This is a genomic window from Allobosea sp. MMO-172 (assembly GCF_037147855.1).
GTDB lineage: Bacteria > Pseudomonadota > Alphaproteobacteria > Rhizobiales > Beijerinckiaceae > Allobosea.
In genome coordinates this window covers 111,524-130,466 of record NZ_JBBCUM010000014.1, presented here as the reverse complement: position 1 = coordinate 130,466, position 18,943 = coordinate 111,524, and the positions used below count along the sequence as shown (strand labels likewise).

16 protein-coding genes are annotated in these 18,943 nt (G+C 68.1%); 6 read left to right on the top strand and 10 right to left on the bottom strand.

Translation table 11 applies throughout. The features are described 5' to 3' along the window. Window positions 1–12: 12 nt before the first annotated feature. Window positions 13–1,359 carry a flagellar protein export ATPase FliI gene (gene fliI / locus WFK61_RS19945; protein ID WP_336813823.1) on the bottom strand — a complete coding sequence of 449 codons (1,347 nt, stop codon included), beginning with the start codon at window positions 1,357–1,359 and terminating at the stop codon, window positions 13–15. A gap of 435 nt (window positions 1,360–1,794) precedes the next feature. Between fliI and ctrA the strand changes: the two genes are divergently transcribed. Then, on the top strand, window positions 1,795–2,496 hold the full coding sequence (gene ctrA, locus WFK61_RS19940) for a response regulator transcription factor CtrA (RefSeq protein ID WP_265055836.1): 702 nt from the start codon (window positions 1,795–1,797) through the stop codon (window positions 2,494–2,496). Between the two features lie 153 nt (window positions 2,497–2,649). Here the strand turns inward: ctrA and WFK61_RS19935 are convergent, their stop codons facing one another. The 6 genes from WFK61_RS19935 to chpT all read right to left on the bottom strand — a co-directional run bounded on the left by WFK61_RS19935 (window position 2,650) and on the right by chpT (window position 9,000). Next, window positions 2,650–3,537, bottom strand: coding sequence for a CheR family methyltransferase (locus WFK61_RS19935; protein ID WP_336813822.1), 888 nt, complete (start codon window positions 3,535–3,537; stop codon window positions 2,650–2,652). Then, on the bottom strand, window positions 3,534–4,649 hold the full coding sequence (gene cheB, locus WFK61_RS19930) for a chemotaxis-specific protein-glutamate methyltransferase CheB (protein WP_336813821.1): 1,116 nt from the start codon (window positions 4,647–4,649) through the stop codon (window positions 3,534–3,536). Before cheB ends, WFK61_RS19935 begins: the two co-directional genes overlap by 4 nt. An 88-nt stretch (window positions 4,650–4,737) precedes the next feature. Further along, complete coding sequence (locus WFK61_RS19925) at window positions 4,738–5,103, bottom strand: response regulator (protein WP_038359309.1); 366 nt, start codon at window positions 5,101–5,103, stop codon at window positions 4,738–4,740. 30 nt (window positions 5,104–5,133) lie between these two features. Then, window positions 5,134–5,637, bottom strand: a complete 504-nt coding sequence (locus WFK61_RS19920) for a chemotaxis protein CheW (RefSeq protein WP_336813820.1) — start codon at window positions 5,635–5,637, stop codon at window positions 5,134–5,136. Continuing rightward, entirely contained in the window at window positions 5,634–8,264 is a 2,631-nt protein-coding gene (locus WFK61_RS19915) for a chemotaxis protein CheW (protein ID WP_336813819.1), read from the bottom strand. The genes WFK61_RS19920 and WFK61_RS19915 overlap by 4 nt, the downstream gene beginning before the upstream one ends. A gap of 94 nt (window positions 8,265–8,358) precedes the next feature. Then, the gene (chpT, locus tag WFK61_RS19910; protein ID WP_336813818.1) at window positions 8,359–9,000 is read right to left on the bottom strand and encodes a histidine phosphotransferase ChpT; all 642 of its coding nucleotides are present in this window, start codon (window positions 8,998–9,000) and stop codon (window positions 8,359–8,361) included. Between the two features lie 124 nt (window positions 9,001–9,124). On the opposite strand from chpT, the gene WFK61_RS19905 reads away from it, so the two are divergent. After that, window positions 9,125–9,958 (top strand): 3'(2'),5'-bisphosphate nucleotidase CysQ family protein, encoded by an 834-nt coding sequence (locus WFK61_RS19905; RefSeq protein WP_336813817.1) that lies wholly within the window; start codon window positions 9,125–9,127, stop codon window positions 9,956–9,958. Between the two features lie 10 nt (window positions 9,959–9,968). Here WFK61_RS19905 and WFK61_RS19900 read toward each other — a convergent pair whose 3' ends face one another. Then, window positions 9,969–10,514, bottom strand: a complete 546-nt coding sequence (locus tag WFK61_RS19900; protein ID WP_336813816.1) for a YHS domain-containing (seleno)protein — start codon at window positions 10,512–10,514, stop codon at window positions 9,969–9,971. A gap of 362 nt (window positions 10,515–10,876) precedes the next feature. On the opposite strand from WFK61_RS19900, the gene WFK61_RS19895 reads away from it, so the two are divergent. From WFK61_RS19895 to WFK61_RS19880, 4 genes are all read left to right on the top strand, one after another. Beyond that, the gene (locus WFK61_RS19895) at window positions 10,877–11,398 is read left to right on the top strand and encodes a DUF1134 domain-containing protein (protein ID WP_336813858.1); all 522 of its coding nucleotides are present in this window, start codon (window positions 10,877–10,879) and stop codon (window positions 11,396–11,398) included. A 78-nt stretch (window positions 11,399–11,476) separates the two neighbouring features. After that, window positions 11,477–12,721: a coiled-coil domain-containing protein gene (locus WFK61_RS19890; protein WP_336813815.1), complete on the top strand. Its 1,245-nt coding sequence runs from the start codon at window positions 11,477–11,479 to the stop codon at window positions 12,719–12,721. A 252-nt stretch (window positions 12,722–12,973) separates the two neighbouring features. Next, window positions 12,974–13,915 carry a sugar kinase gene (locus WFK61_RS19885; RefSeq protein ID WP_336813814.1) on the top strand — a complete coding sequence of 314 codons (942 nt, stop codon included), beginning with the start codon at window positions 12,974–12,976 and terminating at the stop codon, window positions 13,913–13,915. Continuing rightward, complete coding sequence (locus tag WFK61_RS19880) at window positions 13,915–14,775, top strand: TIGR01459 family HAD-type hydrolase (RefSeq protein ID WP_336813813.1); 861 nt, start codon at window positions 13,915–13,917, stop codon at window positions 14,773–14,775. The genes WFK61_RS19885 and WFK61_RS19880 overlap by 1 nt, the downstream gene beginning before the upstream one ends. 172 nt (window positions 14,776–14,947) lie before the next feature. On the opposite strand, the gene WFK61_RS19875 is transcribed toward WFK61_RS19880, so the two are convergent. Continuing rightward, window positions 14,948–16,477: an MFS transporter gene (locus tag WFK61_RS19875; RefSeq protein WP_336813812.1), complete on the bottom strand. Its 1,530-nt coding sequence runs from the start codon at window positions 16,475–16,477 to the stop codon at window positions 14,948–14,950. 102 nt (window positions 16,478–16,579) lie between these two features. After that, window positions 16,580–18,943: a glycosyltransferase family protein gene (locus WFK61_RS19870; protein ID WP_336813811.1), complete on the bottom strand. Its 2,364-nt coding sequence runs from the start codon at window positions 18,941–18,943 to the stop codon at window positions 16,580–16,582.

Sequence of the window (18,943 nt, the reverse complement as noted above, 5' to 3'; positions counted from 1 at the left end):
CTTTGGCGAGCATCAGACGGTTCCGCTCATGATGGCGGCGAGGCGGGCGTAGCATTCATGCAGCGGGGTCGCGTCGTCCTTGGCCTGCTTGAGGAAGGCCTCGAGCGCGGGATGGAGGCGGATCGCCTCGTCGACCTCGGCCGAGGCGCCCTGGCGATAGGCGCCGAGGCGAATCAGTTCTTCCATGTCGGCATAGGTCGCGAGCGTCGAGCGCGCCTTCTGCACCACTGGATAATAGGCCGGGTCGCAGGAACGCGGCATGGTTCGCGAGACCGATTTCAGGATGTTGACCGCCGGATAGCGGCCGCGCTCGGCAATGGAGCGCTCCATGACGATATGGCCGTCGAGGATGCCGCGCACCGCGTCGGCGACCGGCTCGTCATGGTCACCGCCATCGACCAGCACGGTGAAGAGGCCGGTGATCGCGCCGTCGCCGGTGCCGGGGCCGGCGCGTTCGAGCAGGCGCGGCAATTCGGCGAAGACGGTCGGGGTGTAGCCCTTGGTGGTCGGCGGCTCGCCGGCGGCCAGCCCGATCTCGCGCATCGCCATGGCGAAGCGCGTCACCGAATCCATCAGGCACATCACCTGCAGGCCGCGGTCGCGGAAATATTCGGCGAGCGTCAGCGTGGTCAGCGCCGCCTGCTTGCGCATCAGCGCCGGTTCGTCAGAGGTCGCGACGACGACGATCGAGCGGGCGAGGCCCTGCGGCCCGAGGTCCTCCTGCAAGAACTCCTGCACCTCGCGGCCGCGCTCGCCGACGAGGCCGATGATGTTGACGTCAGCCTGCGCGTAGCGGGCGAGCATCGAGAGCAGCACGGACTTGCCGACGCCGGAGCCGGCGAAGATGCCCATGCGCTGGCCGATGCAGCAGGTCAGGAAGGTGTTGAGCGCGCGCACGCCGAGATCGAGCGGGCGCCCGACCCGGCGCCGCTTGTGGGCGTTCGGGGGATCGTTGCGATAGGCGAAGAGCGTGTCGCCCTGCGGCAAGGGCGGGCCGCCATCGACCGGGCGGCCGAGCGCATCGACGACGCGGCCGAGCCATGCCGGGGTGGGGCGCAGGCCCGGCTGGGCGCGGTCGACATGGACGGGGCAGCCGCGGCGCACGCCGTCCAGCCCGCCGAAAGGCATGACCAGCGCCTTGTCGCCGGAGAAGCCGACGACCTCGCAGGGGACGCGCGTGCCGGGCGCGATCTCGATGCCGACGCGCCCGCCAAGGCTCATCGCGCCGATCGGGCCGGCGACCTCGACGAGCAGGCCGCGCACGCCGATGACGCGGCCATAGATCGTCATGCCGTCGATATGCTCGATGGCGGTCGCCAAAGCGGAGAGGCGGTCATGGCCGTGCGAGGGGGAACTCATCGGGATATTTCGAGGTTATCGGTCATGTGCAGATCGGCGCTAGCAGCTGGCGGGACCCCTGTGGATGATTTGGTAAGGGTTCCTAACAAATTGCGCTCATTTACCAGCTGTTAAGCTCTGTGGTTAAGACTGCAGATCGAGGCTGCCGCGTGTCGCAGGGCCATTATCGCCCTGTTTCCCGAAGCTAGCTTCCGCGAAAGGCGCTTTCGCGGCCGAGAAGTTCAGCGATCCGTGTCAAATTCGACTCACTTGGACAAGGATCGTTCACTTTCTCCGAGGAAGCGCTTGCGCTCGGGAATCACGGTTTGTTAACCAGTTTCCTCGTAGCGTGTCGCGTGGCGTTTCATTGGGCAAGTGCGTCGTCGTCCAGGGCCGAACGGTCCGGGCGGAAACAACGGTCAAACCTGCCCTGCGGGCGAAATTGGGGACGTGGACATGCGGGTTCTGCTGATCGAGGACGATAGCGCGACCGCTCAAAGCATCGAGCTCATGCTCAAATCGGAGAGCTTCAACGTCTATACGACGGACCTCGGCGAAGAGGGCGTCGATCTCGGCAAGCTCTACGATTACGACATCATCCTGCTCGACCTGAACCTCCCCGACATGTCGGGTTACGAGGTGCTGCGCTCGCTTCGCGTGGCGAAGGTCAAGACGCCGATCCTGATCCTCTCCGGCCTCGCCGGCATCGAGGACAAGGTGAAGGGCCTCGGCTTCGGCGCCGACGACTATCTCACCAAGCCGTTCCACAAGGACGAGCTCGTCGCCCGCATCCATGCGATCGTGCGCCGCTCGAAGGGCCATGCCCAGTCTGTCATCACCACCGGCGATCTGGTCGTCAATCTCGACACCAAGACGGTCGAGGTCGATGCCGCCCGCGTGCACCTGACCGGCAAGGAATACCAGATGCTGGAGCTGCTCTCGCTCCGCAAGGGCACGACGCTCACCAAGGAGATGTTCCTCAACCATCTCTATGGCGGCATGGACGAGCCCGAGCTCAAGATCATCGACGTCTTCATCTGCAAGCTGCGCAAGAAGCTCGCCAACGCGTCGGACGGCAAGAACTACATCGAGACCGTCTGGGGCCGTGGCTACGTCCTGCGTGAGCCGTCCGAGGTCGACGAGCGCATCCCGGCCTGACGCATTTCCGTCGCCCGCCCGTCATCGGGCGGTCATGAAGCGACGCCATACCAGTTCTTGACCTGATCGTCGGATGTACACGACAGGTCGACGGGGACCCCGCCGAGAGGCGGGGTTTTTGTTTGTGCGGTCATCGGGAGCCGTAAGGCCGGTTCAGCCGCGCAGCGCGGTGGCGGTGATGGCGGGCCGCGGCCGCACGCCCGGCGCCGGGGCGGCGGCAACGGGGGCCATCGCGACATGCCGGTAGAGGCCGCGGTGCTGCGGATCGCAGGTGAGCTTCGTCGCCAGTCCCAGCACGGTCTCCGCCGCGCCGAGCACGAAGGCGCCGTCCGGCACCAGGCGCGGCGTCAGCAGCTCCAGCACCTTCACCTTGGTCGGCACGTCGAAATAGATCAGCACGTTGCGGCAGAAGATCACGTCGAAGCGGCCGAACTGGTCGTTGCGCTCCAGCAGGTTGTGCTGCTTGAATTCGACCATCGCGCGGATGCGCTGCGAGACCTGCCATTTGTCGCCGACCTGCTGGAAATGCTTCAGCAGCATCTGGATCGGCAGGCCGCGCTGGATCTCGAACTGGCTGTAGATGCCGGTCCGGGCCTTCTCCAGAATCTCGGCGGAGATGTCGGTGCCGAGGATGTCGATCTTCCAGCCGGCGAGCCGCTCGCCCAGTTCATCGATCAGCATGGCCAGCGAATAGGCTTCCTGGCCGCTGGAGACGGCGGCGCACCAGATCCGCAGCGAGCGGCTGGCGGCGTTGGCGGCGAGCCGCTCCGGTAGGATCACGTCGCGGAACAGGTTGAACGGCGTCTGGTCGCGAAAGAACAGGGTCTCGTTGGTGGTCATGGCATCGACCACCGCGCTTTCCAGGCCCGCATCGCGACCGAGCCGGAGCTGGCGGACGAGCGCCTCGAGATCGGCAATGCCGCGCCGGCGGCAGAGGATGCCGAGCCGGCTCTCGGCGAGATAGCGCTTGTCGGCGGTCAGTGACAGGCCGGAGCGCTGCTGCAGCAGGAGGCGCAGGAAGGCGAAATCGGCTTCGGTCATGCCGTCTGCACCCCGCGCACGAGGCAGCGGATCGAGGCGCCGATCTCGTCGAGCGCGACGACGGTGCTGGCATGGCGAGCCCGCACCACCGAGCCGGGCATGCCCCAGATCGTGCTGCTCGGCTCGTCCTGGGCGATGACGGCGGCGCCGGCCTTGCGCAGCGCGCCGGCGCCTTCGGTGCCGTCGCTGCCCATGCCGGTGAGGACGAGGCCGAGCGCGGCCGCGCCGAGATGGCGGGCGGCATCGCCGAAGAGCACGTCGACGGCGGGGCGGCAGAAATTGACGGGCGGCTCGTCGCCGATGCGCGCGACGATGTGGCCGAGCCGGCGGTCGATGCCGAGATGGCGGCCGCCCGGCGCGATATAGACGGTGCCGCGCATCAGCCGCTCGCCGTCGAAGGGCTCGCGGGCGGGGACGCCGATATGGTTGGCGACCTGCTCGGCGAAGGAGGCGGTGAACAGCGGCGGCATGTGCTGGACGACGACCGTCGTCAGGTCGTTGAGGCCCTCGCCGATATCGAAGAGCACCTTGGCGACGGCGCGCGGCCCGCCGGTCGAGGCGCCGATCACGAGATAGCGTGGCATCACCGAGACGAGCGGGCGCAGGTTGGTCGGCCCGGCATGCGGCAGGTCGGTATCGATTTCCGGCGGCAATGCTCCGGGCTTCACTGGCGCGTGGACGATGTTGCCGAGCTTGAGCAGGAACTCGCTGCGGAAATCCAGCGACAGCGTCATGCCGCTGCGGCTGTCCCGCTTGGAGACCACGTCCATCGCGCCCCGCGTCATGCATTCCAGCGCGAGGCGCGTGTTGCGCTCGTTCAGGGTCGCGGCGAGCAAGACGCCCGTATTTGGGCTTTCCCTGAGGATCTGGGGCAGGGCGGCGGCGCCGTCGACGCCGGGCATGTCGAGGTCGAGCACCATCACGTCCGGCTTGAAGCGGGTGGCGTGCGCGACAGCGGTCTCGCCGTCTCCGGCGACCGCGACGACATGGAAATTACCGGCTTCGCCCAGCCAGCGCGCGAAGAGCCCGCGCACGACGACGGAATCGTCGGCGATCACCACGGTCTTGTGCCGCGATGCGGGGCTTGCGGGGAGCGCGCGGGGAGACAACATCGGCGTGTTTCTCTCTAGGCCGGCTGCATAGGCGAAGGCGTCTCGATCAAAGCGCGGCCGATGCGCAGCCGCATCGGCACGCCCGGGGTCAGAGCAACCCGACCTGATGGAATTTCGAAGCCACGATCTCCTTGTCGAAGGGCTTCATGATGTATTCGTCGGCGCCGGCATGCATGGCGCGCGCGATATGGGCGATGTCGTTCTCGGTGGTGCAGAACACGACCTTGGGGCGCTTGCCGCCCGGCATCTGGCGCAGCGTGCGCAGGAACTCGTAGCCGTCCATGATCGGCATGTTCCAATCGAGCAGCACGGCATCCGGCATCTCGCCCTTGCAGGCGTCGATGGCGCGCGCGCCGTCCTCGGCCTCGGCGATGCGGAACTGCAGTCCTTCGAGGATGCGGCGGGCCACCTTGCGGATCACCGCTGAGTCGTCGACGACGAGGCAATATTTCATGACTGGGTCTCCAGAACTGTGGCGCCGCCGTCAGGCCGCGCTGCGAAGGTCGAGATCGAGAACGGCGTCGAGGTCGAGGACGACGAGAAGCTCATCGGTGAGGCGATGGATGCCCGTCGCCAGCGCCGCCCAGACGCGATCGAGATGAACCGGAAGCGGCTCGAAAGTGGACCGGTCGAGCCGGATGACCTCGCCGACCGCATCGACGATGAGCGCATAGGCCTCACCGTCATGATCGATGCCGATCGCCGTCAGTTCGGTGCGCCCCTGGCCGTCGAGCTTGAGGCTGACCGGGCGCCCGAGCCGCTTGCGCAGGCAGATCGCCGTGACGATGCGGCCGCGCAGGTTGATCAGGCCGACGATCTCGTCGGGCGCGCGCGGGACGACCGTGATCCGGTTGGCGATGAAGACGTCCTGGACGCGGCCGATCGGCAGGCCGAGCAATTGCTCGCCGACGCGGATCGTCACGTAGTCGAGCGAATCGCCGAAGCCTGGGCCGGCGGGCGCGGGGGAGTGGGGCTCGTTCGCCATCATGCCGCATGCCTCAGGTCGGCGCCTGCCGTATTGAGCTCGCTCAACAGGGCGCGGCGGTCGAATTTCGCGACGACATCGTCGAAGCCGGCCTGAACCGCCCGCATGTGCAGGTCGGGCGTCGCGCAGGTGGTGAGGCCGAGAATGCGCAGGCGCTCGCCCTTGGCGCGCTCGCGCAGCACGGCGGCAAAGGCGAAGGCGGCGTCGCTGTCGCGATCGAGGTCGAGCATCGCGATCATGACCGGCTCGCCGCCGGCGAGCCCGGCTTCGCTGAAATCGGACAGCGTCGCGATGGTCCGGCCCGAGGCCTTCAGGACCGGGCCGAGCATGTCGCGCAGGAAGTCGGAGGGCTCGACCAGCAGGATGCGGCCGGGAAGCTCGGCGCTGCGCCCGGCTGCGAACCAGCCGGGCTCGTTCAGCGGCAGGTAATGGGCGAGATCGAGGACGTCGGTGGCGCGGCCACGGATCATCGCGGAGCCGATGATGCCGCGCTCCTCCGCCGCCGCCATCTCCAGCTCGAAGGTGTCCTCGACGATGTCGACGATCGCTTCGACGGCAAGCGCCACCGTGAGATCGCCGTTCGAGACGATGACCAGCGGCTGGATGCCCTTGTCGCGCAGTTGCGTGTCGCCGACCGGGGTCACGGGAACCAGACGCCCGCGATAATGCAGGAGCGTGCGGCTGCCGCTGCGCTGGAACTCGCCGGCCTCGATCTCTTCCAGTCGTGTCACGAGCGAGAGCGGCAGGGCCTGCAGGGTGCCGGTGCCGGCGCGGAAGACGAGCATGGTGCTGCGCTCGCCGCGATGCACCTGGGCTGCGGCCTCGCGCGGCTCCTCCTCGACATCCTCGGAGATCGTCGCACCGACCAGCCGTGCGACGCCATTGGGATCGACGATGAGCACGACGGTGCCGTCGCCGAGGATCGTGTTGCCGGAAAACAGGTGGATGTGGCGCAGCTTGCTCGACATCGGCTTCACCACGATTTCCTCGGTGTGAAAGACGCTATCGACCAGGATGCCGAATTGCCTCTCGCCGATCTGGGTGACTACGATGAAGCCCTCGCCATCCTTGCGACCGGCATGTTCCGCGCCCGGAGGAGCCATGAGGCCGGGCAGCGAGACGATCGGCAGCAGGCGCCCGCGCAGCCGCAGGACCGGCGCGCCGTTGATCTCCTCGATGCGGTTGTCGTCGCCGGCCTTGGCCCTGACCAGCTCGCGCACGGCGATCTGCGGGATGGCGTAGCGATCCTCGCCCGCGACCACGATCAGCGCGGAGATGATGGCGAGGGTCAGCGGGATCTTGATGGTGATCGTCGTGCCAAGGCCCGGGCGGCTCGCGACATCGACCGTGCCGCCGATCGAATCGACATTCGCCTTGACCACATCCATGCCGACGCCGCGGCCCGAGACCGCCGTCACGCTGTCGGCGGTGGAGAAGCCGGGATGGAAGATGAAGCGGCCGATCTGGCCGTCGCTCAGCCGTTCGAGCTCCGCCTCGGTGGCGAGCCCCTTGGCGATGGCCTTGCCGCGGATGCGCTCGATGTCGAGGCCGCGCCCGTCATCGGCGATCGAGATCGTGACAGAGCCGCCCTCGTGATAGGCGGCGAGGCGGATCGTGCCATGCTCGGGCTTGCCCGCCTCGCGCCGGTCGGCCGGCAGTTCGATCGCATGGTCGGCGCAGTTGCGGACCATGTGGATCAGTGGGTCCTTGATCAGGTCGAGAATCTGCCGGTCGAGCTCGGTCTCGGCGCCTTCGGTGATCAACTCGATGCGCTTGCCCAGTTCGGCGCTGAGATCGCGCACGATGCGCGGCAGCTTCGACCAGGCGTTGCCGATCGGCTGCATGCGGGTCTTCATCACGCCGTCCTGCAGCTCGGCGGTGATGAGAGACAGGCGCTGGAGCGGGGCCTTGAGCCCGGCATCCTCCTGCCGCCTGGAGACCTCGAGGAGCTGGTTGCGCGTCAGGACGAGCTCCGAGACCATCGTCATCAGATGCTCGATCGTGTCGACGTTGACGCGCAGCGTGGCCGGGCCGGAGTTGCTGCTGCGGGCCGGGCCGTGCGCCTCCTCGGCGGGGGCGGCGGCTTCGCTGCCCTCGATCCGGCCGTCGCGCCCACGTTGCGGGCCGGGCGCGCTGCGGAAGACGATATCCTCCGCGCTGGTCGGCTCGGGAGCGGCCTGGCCGTGGCGCGCGAGATAGGCGGCGACCGGGTCGAGCGAAGCATCGGGCGGCGGATTCAGCTTGAGCTCGCCCTTGGCATGCTCGGCCAGCGCGAACAATTCGCCGATCAGCGTCTCGTCATTGCCTTCCGGCTCCTGCCCCTTCTCGGCGAGCTCGGCCAGGATGTCCTTGATCCGGTCGATGGTCTCCAGGATCGCGGTGACGGCACTGGGCTTGACGTTCGCGCCGTCGCGGAACTGCCCGATCACCGACTCCGCGGCATGGGTCAGCGCTTCCAGCCGGGGCAGGCCGATGAAGCCGCAGGTGCCCTTAACCGTATGCACCAGCCGGAAGATGTTCCGCAGGATGTCGCGGTCGTTGGGGTCCTGCTCGAAACGGACGAGTTCCCGATCGACCGTGTCGAGATTCTCGCCGGTCTCCGTCAGGAACTCTTGCAGCAGCTCGTCCATGCAGGAACTTCACTCAACGCGGAACGCTGCAGGAACTAAAGCAGGAGAACGGTTTATGATCGGTTGAGATCGCGCCTCGACCGGTAACGATCGTTCAGGCCGCTTTCGCGGCCTTGATCGTCACGGTGTCGCCTTCGATGGCGAAGGTGATGCCCATATCCGCCGCGCGGGCGACCATGCCGGTATAGAGCGGCTGGACGGCATGGGCGTCGATCGTGCCGGTCTCGGAGCGGCCGGCGATGAGCTCCTCGACATGGGCCGGAATCCGGGCATGCGAGCCCGTCGCGGTGATCTCGAACGTGCCCTGCTCACCCTCGACAGTGGCGCGCGAGACGAGCTTGCCGCCGCGCGGCACGGCCTGCGTCGCCAGCACCAGCAGGTTGAGCAGCAGCTTGACCTGGTTCTTCGGCAGCAGCGCGCGCGGCGCCTCCCAGTCGAGCGAGAGCTTCTCGTCGTTGAGGAAGCCGTTGGCGACATTGCCGGCATCGCCGAGATCGATCATCGCGCCGGCGGAACCGGCTGCGCCGAAGGCGAGACGGGCGAATTGCAGGCGGGCCGAGGCGGCGCGCGCGCTCTTCTTGATCAGCTCCAGCGCGAAGTCGCGCATCGAGGGATCGTCTTCTTCCAGAACTTCGAGAGCGTTGACAATCGCGCCGACGGGGCTGATCACGTCATGACAGACACGGCTGCAGAGAAGCGCGGCCAGATCGAGCGGCTCGAGCGAGATGTCGGTCATGGGGGCGAGGTCCTGGAAACGGGGGTGCGCCGGATTGGGCGTCGTTGTCGCTTGATATGCTGGCATCTTGGTTTTCATGTGGTTAATCGCCATATGAGGGCGGTTATGAGAAGGATGGGCCGCGATGATCGGCCATGACGATCCCCGCCTGCGCGACCGCGACGGGCTGGGCCGCAGACTTGCCGAAGCTGCCGGAGTGAGTGCCGCCGTCCTGCTGGCCAAGCGGGCGGCGCGCGACGTCACGCTCAAGAGCGACGGCTCGCCGGTCTGTTCCGCCGACCTTGCGGCCGACCATGCCGCCAAGGACGCATTGGCGCGCCTGCTGCCGGGCTTTCCGATCGTCAGCGAGGAAACCGCGCAGGACGCGGCGCCCGGCGCGATCTTCATTCTGCTCGACCCGCTCGACGGCACGCGCGAGTTCCTCGCCGGCGGCGACAGCTATTGCGTGGCGATCGCGATCGTCAGCGACGGCCGCCCGATCGCGGGCGCGATCGCGGCCCCGGCCATCGGGCGGCTGTGGTTTTCAGGTGCCCATGCCTATGAGCAGGATTTCGCTCCGGATGGTGCGCTTCTGGGCGAGGCCCGGCTGACGAGCGTTCGCGCGGTGCCGGACGAAGGCCCGGTCGCGCTGGTCAGCCGCTTCCATGGCGACGGCCGCAGCGACGGCATCGCGGCCTCGATGTGCTGCAGCAAGGGCATTCCGGTTTCGTCGGCGGTGAAGTTCGGGATGATCGCCTCGGGCGAGGCCGACATCCATGTCCGCTGCGGCCAGACGATGGAATGGGATATCGCTGCCGGTGATGCCATTCTTTCGGCGGCGGGCGGGATCGTGCTGACGCTGGACGGCACCTTGCCGGATTACGGCCGCAGCGAGCGGCAGTTCCGCAACCCGCCCTTCGTGGCGGCGTCGAGCGAAAAGCTGGCGCGGCAGGCCATCGCCGGGGATTGCGGCGGCTGAGACGCGCCGGTCAGCGGGCGACGGAGAGCAGTACCGCGTTCCAGCGGCTTTCCGCCTGTGCCAGCAAGCCGGTTTCCCGCAGGAAGCGCTGGCGGTTCTCGGCCGAGCGGAACAGGTAAAGGCGCGACCCGACCACCGCGAACAGGCTGGGGTCGCTTTCGACGGCAACGCCATTGGCGACGCCGGTCGGATCGAAACCGCCGAAGGCCGGCGCGTAGACACCCGGCGCGTCGCGGAAGGCTTCGAGATTGGCCTTCGAAGCGAAGCGCCAGACGAAGCGGTTCTGGATGAGCTCGTATTCGGCGCGTCCGGCCTGCGGCTTCGCGCCCAGCCGATAGGAGACCGGGTCGAAGCCGCTGATCGCGAGCCCGGTATGCAGGTCCCGCTGCATCACCTCACCGAGCGAAGGCATGTCCGGCAGCGCCGGGAAGGGCACGGGCGTCGCCGCAGCCGGCGCGGCGGATGGGGGATTGGCCAGAGCGGCCTGTCCGATCAGGGATAGCGAGACGAGGCCGGCGGCGAGCAGGATCAGGCGCTGCCTTGTTGCGGCCTTCATCACAATCGAATCCTCTTGGAAGTCCCATCCCGGGCCGACACGGCTCTCCGGAATCTTCACGCCTTGGATAGATTTGCGGCGTATCAAATTCGTTACCGAATTGATTCGCATTCGCCGAGCGTCAGGTTTCGACGCTCGGTCGGGCGGCGGATGGCCCAGGATCGGCCCGCCCCCCGGCCCGTATCGCATCCATCCCGGACCGGCTGCCATGCAGCCGCCGTCGGTGCCGAGCGGACGGACGATCGAACCGCCCTGGCGCTCTGCCTCGTCTGGCGCCCTGCCTGGAGATGTCGCTGATGACCCAGACCCGCCGCAACCTGATCACGGGCGGTCTCGCCGTGGCCGGCGCGAGCCTGAGCGGAATGCCGCTTCCGGCGCTCGCCCAGAGATACAAGGAACAGCAGTCGTTCAGCCAGAACGAGCTCGTCGGCTCCGGCCACAAGTTCTTCGGCAACGTCTCGCGCGGGCTTGCGCTGACGATCGAGGAGGCGGTGCGCCGCTGGGGCGAGCCGAACGGCTATGTCCTCGGCCAGGAAGCCTCCGGCGCCTTCGTCGGCGGCCTGCGCTATGGCGAGGGCCAGCTCTATACCCGCAATGCCGGCGACCGCCGCGTGTTCTGGCAGGGGCCGTCGATCGGCTTCGATTTCGGCGGCGAAGGCGCGCGCACGATGATGCTGGTCTATAATCTGCCGAGGGTCGACGCGCTCTACCAGCGCTTTGCCGGCGTGGATGGCTCGGCCTACTTCATCGGCGGCTTCGGCTTCACGGCGCTGACCGCGGAGGGCATCACGCTGGTGCCGATCCGCACGGGCGTCGGCTGGCGGCTCGGCGTCAATCTCGGCTATCTCAAGTTCACGCCGCAGGCGACCTGGAACCCCTTCTAAGCTAGGGCGACTATCGCTGGCCATGGCGCCGCCGCCATGGCAGATTCGATCTCAGCCCATAGCCGGGAGTTCTGAGACTTGATCGAAGCCGCCATGCTGTTCGCGCTCGGCTTCCTCTGCGCCGCCCTCATGGCCCTGGCGGCCGTGCCGGCGCTGGCGCGGCGGGCCGACAGGCTGGCGCGCAAGCGGGCCGAGGCGGCGTTCCCGCTCTCGCTCGCCGAAATCGCCGCGGATCGCGACCATCTGCGGGCCGAACTCGCCCTGCGCATGCGCTCGGCCGAGCAGGATGCCGAGCGTGGCTTCGCCGCAAAGGCCGGCGCGATGCAGGAACTCGGCCGGCGCGACATGACGATCGGCCGGCTGGAACGCGAGCTTGGCGAGCGCGACACCCGGATCGGCGGGCTCGAAACCGATCTCGCCCAGACACGCGGCGAACTTGCCGATACGCAGACCGCGCTCGCCGGTGAGCGCACCGGCCATGGCGAGACGACGGCCACGCTGGAGAAGCGGGTGGCCGATCTCGCCAGTCTCGAACGCAATCTGGAAGAGACGCGCGCGGCCTTGACCGGCACGGGCGCCGATCTGGTGGCACGCAGCGGTGAGCTGGAGCGTGAGCGTGAAACCGTCGGGCGGGTCGAGACGCTGCTGGCGGAGCGCGAGCGGGAGCTGGCCGAGAGCCGCAGCGGCGCCGAGAAGCTGCGCGTCGCGCAGGTCGAGGATGGAACCCGCATCATGGTTCTGCAGGCCAAGGGCGATGAACTCGCGGACAAGCTCGCCGTGACCGAGAAACGTCTCGTCCAGAGCGAGGCAGCTTTGCATGCGATGACCGGCGAGCGCGATGGCGAGCGGGTGCGGGCCGATGCCTTCGACGCGCGGGCGGCGCAGGCCGAAGCCGGGCTCGCCGCGGCCGATGCCCGCGCCAGCGCGGCGGGCGTGGCGGCGCAGCAGCTCGAGAGGCAGCTCCGGCAGGAAGAGGCCGGGCATGCCGCGACCAGGGATATGCGCGGAGCGCTGGACCTGGCGCTGACCGCCGCAAAGGACGACCATGAGGCGGCCAGGCGGCGAAACCGGGAGGAGGTCGCGACCTTGCAGGACGCCCAGAACGAACGCGAGAGCCAGATCGAGATGCTGCGGGCCGAGCTTCAGACGCTGCAGGGTGCGCTGACCCAGGCGCGCGCCGACCGGACCCAGCTCATGGACGAAATCTCGGCCTTGCGCAGGGCGGGAGGCACCGGAACCCATGATGCCGCCTTGCGCCAGGAGATCGTCAAGCTGGCGGATCGGCTGATGAGCGCGGCGCCGAAGCGCGAGGCGGCGGAATAGGCGCGGCCGCAGGCGTTTTCCGCTTTTCTGCGGAACCGCGGCGTCATCCCGGGCTTGACCCGGGGTCCATTCCGGAGCGCTGCCGATCAATGTTCAGGCATGGATCCCGGATTTCCGCTGCACTCCGTCCGGGATGACCCGCGTTTTTCGAAATGCATCCTGTCCGCTCTCTCGCGGATTTCACTTTGCCATTCGATGTTCTAGGAAGGCTGTGTTCCCCGGCGTTCCCGCGCCATCTGAATGGTTTGAAACGTGACCGACAGCCGCTTCGATCTTCTTTGCCTCGGCGAACCGCTCGGCGAGTTCAATGCGACCCGCGCCGAGAGCGGCGCCTTCCTGTTCGGCCATGGCGGCGATACCTCGAACTGCGCGGTCGCGGCTGCGCGCCAGGGCATGTCGGTCGGCTATCTCGGGGCGCTGGGCGATGACAGCGCCGGCCACTCGATCCGTGGCCTGTGGAAGCGCGAAGGCGTCGACGACAGCCATGTCGCGACCCATCCGAGCGCGCCGACCGGCCTCTATTTCGTCGATCACGGCCCCTCCGGCCATGTCTTCTCCTATCTGCGCGCCGGCTCTGCCGCGAGCCTCTATGGCCCGCGCGACCTGCCGCGCGACCTGATCCGCTCCGCCCGGATCATCCAGGCTTCCGGCATCAGCCAGGCGATCTCGGCCAGCGCCTGCGATGCCGTGTTCGATGCGTTCGACACCGCCCGCAAGGCCGGCGTGCTGACCGCCTACGACACCAATCTGCGCCTGAAGCTCTGGCCGCTGACCCGCGCCAAGGCGATCATCCATGCCGCCTGCGCCATGGCCGACATCATCCTGCCAGGCCTTGACGACGCGACGCAGCTGTCCGGCCTGAACAACCCCGATGCCATCGCCGATTTCTATCTCGGCCTCGGTGCGCGGGTGGTGGCGCTGACGCTCGGCCATGAGGGCTCGCTGGTGGCGACGCCGGTGCGGCGCGAGCGCTTCCGGCCGATCAAGGTCGATGCGATCGACGCGACCGGCGCCGGCGACTGCTATGACGGCGCCTTTCTCGCCGAATACCTGCGCACGGGGGGCGATGCCTTCGCCGCCGGCGCCTATGCCAATGTCGCGGCGGCCCTGTCGACGCTGGGCTATGGCGCGGTGGCGCCGCTGCCGCGCCGCGCCGATGTCGAGGCGCGCATCGCCGCGGAGGCGCGTTCCTGATGAGCGTTCCGGTTCTGAAGCGGGCGGGCGATCTCCTCGCCCGCTACGATGTGCTGATCAGCGATGTCTGGGGCGTGGTGCATGACGGGCTTTGGGCGCTGGAGCCGGCCTGCGAGGCGCTGATGGCCTATCGCGAGCGTGGCGGTACGGTGGTGCTGCTCTCGAATGCGCCGGGGCCATCGCAGCAGGTCGCGGGGCTGCTCGACGCCAAGCGCGTGCCGCGCGAGGCCTGGGACCGGCTGGTCACCTCCGGCGACGTCACGCGGGCGCTGATCGCGCAGAGCCACCACAAGCGCGCCTACCATATCGGCTGGCAGAGCGACCGGGCCGTGTTCGACGGACTCGATGTCACGCTCGTCGATGAGGACAAGGCGGATATCGTCGTTGCGACCGAACTCAACGACTACCGCACCGAGACGCCAGAGCAGTACCGGCCGCTGCTGGAGCGCTTCGCCCGGCGTGGCCTGCCTTTCATCTGCGGCAACCCCGATCTCGTCGTGCATGTCGGCGAGGACCTGCTGCCCTGCGCCGGCGCGCTGGCGACGATCTACGAGGAACTCGGCGGCTCCGTCGCCTGGGCCGGCAAGCCCTATCGGCCGGCCTATGATCTTGCGCTCGCGGCGGCGGCCGATGCCCGTGGCGGCCGGTCGGTCGAGACCGGCAAGGTGCTGGTGATCGGCGATGCGGTGCGCACCGATCTGGCTGGCGCGCGCCTGATGGGCTTCGACAGCCTGTTCATCGCGGGCGGCATTCATCGCGACGAGACGATGCGGGGCGGGGAGGTCGCTCCCGCCGGCCTCGCCAAGGTGCTGGACGGCCTCTCCGTCCAGCCAATCGCGGCGATGGGCGCGCTGGCCTGAAAGGGATCATCGCAGGGCTAGGGCAGATTTTCCGTCATTGAAACGCGAGTCATCCCGGCCGCAGCGAAGCCTAGAGCCGGGATCCATGCCTGAACCTTGATCGGTGGCGTTCTGGCATGGATCCCGGGTCAAGCCCGGGATGACGCCGTGTTCCCGCATACAACGAGTACCGTCAGTGCGCGTCGCCCGTGCGGGCGTCGCGCAGGGTCGTCAGCGTGATGACGATGCAGAGCAGCATGCCGATGATCGACAGGATCGCTGCCGCGCGGAAGCCGACCATGAAGGCTTCACTGGCCCGCGCCAGCATCGGCCCGGCCTGATCGGGCGAAAGCCCCGTTGCCAGCGCCAGCGCACCGCCCAGGGTCGAGCGGGCCGGTGCGAGCGCATCCGTACTGATGCCGGGCACCGTGACATCCGCCATGCGGCTGCGATAGAGCGCGGCGCCCAAGCTGCCGAGCACGGCGATGCCGAGCGCGCCGCCCAGCTCGGCTGAGGTTTCCGACATGGCCGAGGCCGCGCCGGTGCGCTCCGGCGGGGCCGAGCCGACGACGATGCCGGTCGTCAGCGTGATCACCGGCGTGAAGCCGATCGAGAACACGACCGAGGCCGCGACGATCTGGACCAGGCTCGGCGCGAAGACGAGCCAGACGAAGCCGAGGGCCGAGAGCGCCATGCCGCCGGCCATCAAGGTTGCGGGTTTGTAGCGCCCGACCAGTGCCGGCGTGACGAAGGAGGCGAGCGTGAAGGCGATGGCCGAGGGCAGTGACCAGAGCCCGGCCTGAAGCGGCGTCAAACCGGCGACGAGCTGGAAATACTGCGCCATGAAGATGAAGCTGCCGAACATGAAGAGGATGCCGGCGAGATTGATCGCCAGCGCCGCCCGGAAGGCCGGAATCCGGAACATGGCGAGATCGACCATCGGATCGGCGAGCCGCTTCTGGCGCCGGATGAAGATCAGGACGAAGGCGAGGCCGATCAGAATCGCGGCTGCAGCCTTCCAGTCGAAGCCCTCGGCCGCCCAGTGCTTGATGCCGTAGACGAGCCCGAGCACCGCGGCGAGCGAGAGCAGCGCGCTGAAGACATCGAGGCTGCCGGCATTGGGGGCGCGGTATTCCGGCAGCAGGATCGGGCCGATCGCAAGCAGGAGCAGCATCGGCGGCACGGCGATCAGGAAGACCGAGCCCCACCAGAAATACTCGATCAGAAAGCCGCCCACGACCGGGCCGATGATCGCGCCGGCCGAGAAGCTGGCGATCCACATCGAGATCGCGAAGGTGCGCTCCTTCTCGTCGGTGAACATCACGGTGATCAGCGAGAGCGTCGAGGGCGCCAGCGTCGCGCCGGCGATGCCGAGCACGGCGCGCATCGCGATCAGCATCTCCGCGCTGTTCGAGAAGGCGGCCACCGTCGAGGCGACGCCGAAGAAGGCGGCGCCGATCATCAGCAGGCGGCGCCGGCCGATGCGGTCCCCCAGCGTGCCCATGGTCATCAGGAAGCCGGCGACCATGAAGCCGTAGATGTCGATGATCCAGAGCAGCTGGCTCGCGCTCGGCTTCAACTCGCGCGTCAGCGTCGGCACCGCGAGGTTCAGCACCGTCAGATCCATCGAATAGATCATGCAGGGCAGGGCGATCGCGATCAGGCCGAGCCATTCGCGCCGGGTCGCCTTCTCGCCCCGGGTCGAAGCGGGTGCCGTCGTCATCGTCGTCTCGCAAGTCTGGTTGTCAGGCGGGGCTCTCTGCCACGATTGCGCGGCCAGAACTGGCAGGAGAGGTGATTTTCGCTGCTGCCCGCTGGCCGTCCGCTAGCCCGGCTGTGTTGCCGGAGGCTTGCGCAGATGCGTGGCGATGTCATGCCAGAGCCCTTGCAGCGGACGGAAGACGAAGCGCACCGTCGACTTGCCGGGCGGCACCACAACGGCCCGGAACAGGACATTGGCGCGCAGCAATTCGGCCGGCTGGCCATCGATTTCGACCTGCCACCAATGGTGCCAGACATCGTTCAGCACGAGATAGCCGCCGCGCGCCGTCTCGGCCGCGAGCGTCACGGTCGTGGTGCCGTAATCGCGGATCGCGACGCTGTTTTGCCCGAGCGGACCGGCCGGCAAGGGCGGAGGATCACGGTCGAGCAGCACGGTGCGGCGCGGATCAAAGCCTTCGGGCCATGCGCCGGTCTTGAGGATCGCGTCGAAATCCGCCTTCCGGGCCTCGGTCACCAGCAGCACGCGCGGCAGGGCGCGCGGATTCTCGTAGACGAAGGCGTCCTTGGTTCGGGCGATCTGCCTGAGGTCGCCGGGCTTGAGGCCCTTGTCGATCTGCTCGACGGGCACGCCGGTCGCGATGAAGCGCAGGCCCAGCATGTCGGCGAGCAGCGAGCGATAGCCCGGCATCAGCGGGGAGAAGGTGCGCTGGTCGGGCAGCGCGACATGGTCTCCCGCGCCGGTCGCCTTGCTGTAGAGGCCGAGCCGCAGCGGGTTGTAGCCGAGCGTGTTGTCGAGATCGTGGACGAGGCTGGCATTGGGCCAGTGGAAATCGATGGCGGCGAGCTCGATGCGGTCGCGCCGGTCGGGCGCCATGGTGCGTGCCGTCTCGCGCTTCAGCAGGGCGATGGTGTCGTTGGCGCTGTCCTTGCGCAGCACGTCATAGGTCTGCGCCGGCAGGGCGGTGGATTCGCTCGGGCCATTGTTGACCGAGATATCCATGGTCAGCGTGGCGGCGAGAACCATGGTCGCGGCGAGGAGGGAGCCGCGCCTTGCGAGCCCGCGCGCCGCGATAAGCCCGCCGAACGAGAGCATGCCGCAGAGCGCCGCGATGACGAGCGGCATGGTCGCGACCGGAATGCGTCCGACCGTCCAGGCGAGCCAGAGCGCCAGCGCAAGCGTGCCGGCGAAGATCAGGGCTTCGAGGGCGATCTGCCAGGGCCGCGCTTTCGGGGCAGTGCCCGTCAAGACGAGATGGGTCAGGTAGCCGCCGAGCAAGGCGAGCAGGGCGCCGAGGATGAAGAGCGCGTCGGCGGGGCGGCGGTAGAAGCTGATGCCGGGCAATTCGAACAGCACCCTGAAGGCCGGCGTGTAGCGGCCGAGCGCGAAGAGCAGAACGATGATCGCCGCGACGGTGAGCGGAACGATCTCCCGCCGCCAGAGCGCGCCGCGGACAAGGCCGATCGTGAGGATCAGCCCCATCGGCAGCAGGCCCAGATAGAGTTGGCTCATGTTGCGGGCGAGGAAGAGGCCGAGCGGCCCGAAGCGCGCTTCCCAGGCCGGGCTCGGCGCGCCCCAGAAATTGTCGAGCGGGCCGGCCGCGCCATAGAGATTGGCGAAGAGCCCGGTCAGGAGCGCGGCCGGATGAAGCGAGCCCTTGCCGGCCTCGACGAAATCGATGGCCGGGCGGTTCGATTCCTGCGCGATGAAGGCTGTCAGCAGGATCGGGACCGTCGCGACGAGGATCGCGCCGACCATTCCGGCAACGAGCGGCGGCAGGCTGGCACGGAAGGCGCGCCACGGGCTCTGGGCCATCAGGATCGCGGAGATCGTGAGCCCTGCGAGCACATAGACGCCAAGCAGGGCGACCTGGTCGCGGCCCAGAACCATGAAACCGGAGACGACGCCGGCGGCGAAGCCATAGGCGATCGAACCACGTTCCAGCGCCCGCGAGAGCAGGAAGAGCGTGATCGCGAAATAGCCGAGGCTCAGCACCTGCCCGACATGCTGGATACGCCAGGCGGCCGCCGCCCCGAAGGCGAAGGAGAGCGCCGCCACCACGGCGCCCGCCGGATGCCAGCTGCGATCGCGGAAGATCGCGACGATCGACAAGGCGCCGAGCAGCAGGGTGCCGAGCAGGGCGCCGTCGCTCCAGCGGAATTCGGGAGCCGGGTTCAGCGCGGCGATGAGCGCGAAGGTGGGTGAAAAGATCAGCGATTGCGGATCGGCGACCTGTGGCGAGCCGGAGAAGACAAAGGGCGTCCAGAAGGGCGAGAGGCCCTTGTGGAAGGCGTCGGCGAGGAACTGGAGCTGCGGGTGGAAATGCGCCTTGGCATCCCAGGGGATTGTCAGCGTGCCGGAGAGCCAGGGCCAGGACAGCGCAAGCCAGGCGATGAACACGATCGCGCAGACGCTGGCGAGTGGCCAGCGCGCTGGGCTGTCTGGGGAGGTCTTGTCGGGCTCGGGCAT